The 1,684-nt window shown below is 64.7% G+C and carries 2 protein-coding genes and 1 pseudogene; all 3 read left to right on the forward strand.

Annotated features, from left to right (window positions below; genetic code table 11):
* Positions 1-238: 238 nt before the first annotated feature.
* Positions 239-424, forward strand: a complete 186-nt coding sequence (locus tag I6U14_RS00035) for a hypothetical protein (protein WP_296895845.1) — start codon at positions 239-241, stop codon at positions 422-424.
* A complete protein-coding gene (locus tag I6U14_RS00040; protein WP_296895846.1) occupies positions 424-1,371 on the forward strand; it encodes an MlaD family protein in 948 nt (315 codons plus the stop codon). Before I6U14_RS00035 ends, I6U14_RS00040 begins: the two co-directional genes overlap by 1 nt.
* A 78-nt stretch (positions 1,372-1,449) precedes the next feature.
* A pseudogene (locus I6U14_RS00045) lies at positions 1,450-1,684 on the forward strand (hypothetical protein); the annotation flags it as partial.

Consider the following 1,684-nt stretch of genomic DNA (forward strand, 5'->3'; position numbering starts at 1 on the left):
CGGGGAGGGGGGTATCGGGGAGCGGGGTTGGGTGGGTGTGCCGGCCGTGGCCGCGCACAAGTTGCCATCGCAGCGTTCGGGGGGGATGCGCAAACGCGCCGGCCTGGGGCGCGGGTTAGCGCGGGACCCGCAAATCGGGTTTCTGGAGTAGCCGACCTCCGGCCTCGACCCGATTGGCGCGGAAGCCTTCGACCAGCTCATTCTCAGCCTGCAGCAGACGCTGGGGCTGACCGTTTTCATGATTACCCACGACCTCGACAGCATCTTCACCGCCTGCGACCGCGTCGCCGTGCTCGCAGACCGGGTGATCGTGCGGGAGGGCAGCCCGACCGCCCTGGTGGACGAGCCGGGCCATCCGTGGGTGGCGGATTATTTTTGCGGCGAGCGCGCCCGCGTGCACCGCAGCCAGGAAGGTGATGACTGATGGAAACACGCGCGAGCCATTTTCTGATCGGCCTTTTCGTCGTTTCGCTGCTGGGCCTCGGCTTCGCCTTCGTCTACTGGGTGAACAATTCCGCTGGCGGCGCGAATGCCCAGCGCTATCACGTCATCTTTTCCGGCTCGGTGCAGGGGCTGGGCCAGGGGAGCGCGGTGCTGTTCAACGGCATCCGCGTCGGCGAGGTCGACAATCTGGCGATCATGCCGGAGGACACGCGCAAGGTGCGCGGGCTGATTTCGGTGAAGCCGGATACGCCGGTGCGCGAGACGTCCCGCGCCAAGGTGGTGCAGCAGGGGCTGGCCGGCGTCGTCGCGGTGGAAATCACGCCGGGGACGCCCGATTCGCCGCCGCTGCTGGCGAAGGCGGATGAGCAATATCCGACGATCTACGCCGACGTTGCCTCATCCAAGTCGCTGTTGAGCGCCGCGCCGGAGGCGCTGGGCGAGGCTCGCGCGCTGATCCGCCGTCTCAACGATCTGATCGCCGCGAACGAGAAGGCCATCAGCCAGACGGTCGAGAATGTCGAAACCTTCACCGCCACGCTGAGCGATCATCGAGACGATATCAGCGTGATCGTGTCGAACACGCGCGATGTGTCGGAGCGCGTCTCGGGCATGGCGACGAAGCTGGAGACGACCATCGACAAGTTCTCCAAGTATGTCGCCGATGACGAGGACTCCGTTGTGGCCGAGGCGCAACAAGCGGCGCAATCCTTTCGTCAGCTCGCCGAGAAGCTCGACCGCTCGCTGGGCGATCGCGCGGATGAATTAACGATTTCCGCAGAGCGCGGAATTCGCCAATTCGAGCTTTTTATGAGAGATGGCAGGCGTTTAGCCGAAACCCTCGACCGCGTCGCGCGCAAACTTGAAGAAAATCCGCAACAAATGCTGCTCGGCGGCTCGCAGGTTCCTGAATATGAGCCCACGCAATAGCTGATTGACATCACAGCGTCAGATAGTACCCCTGCTAGGGTGCGAGAGTCGGGGTGGGGCGGAAATCTGGCGCTATCAATGCGTGCTGCGCGTAACATCGTTGGGCTGATGCTGGCGCTGGCCGTGAGCGGCTGTGCGCTGGCCATGAATGGCACGCCGCCGCAGACCTATGATCTCGTGGCGCCGGAGGTCGCCTCTGTGCGCGGTCAGCCGCTTCCCGTGCAACTTGTCGTCCGCACGCCCACGGCCGTTCGCGCGCTTGACACCGAGCGCATCCTTGTTCGGCCGGCCAGCGCCAGCATCAGCCCAACGA

It is taken from the genome of Thiohalocapsa sp. (genome assembly GCF_019695415.1).
Lineage (GTDB): Bacteria > Pseudomonadota > Gammaproteobacteria > Chromatiales > Chromatiaceae > Thiohalocapsa.

Coding starts and splice junctions, on each gene's coding strand:
- I6U14_RS00035 (WP_296895845.1), top strand. CDS start 239: ATGATTACCCACGACCTCGACAGCATCTTCACCGCCTGCGACCGCGTC.
- I6U14_RS00040 (WP_296895846.1), top strand. CDS start 424: ATGGAAACACGCGCGAGCCATTTTCTGATCGGCCTTTTCGTCGTTTCG.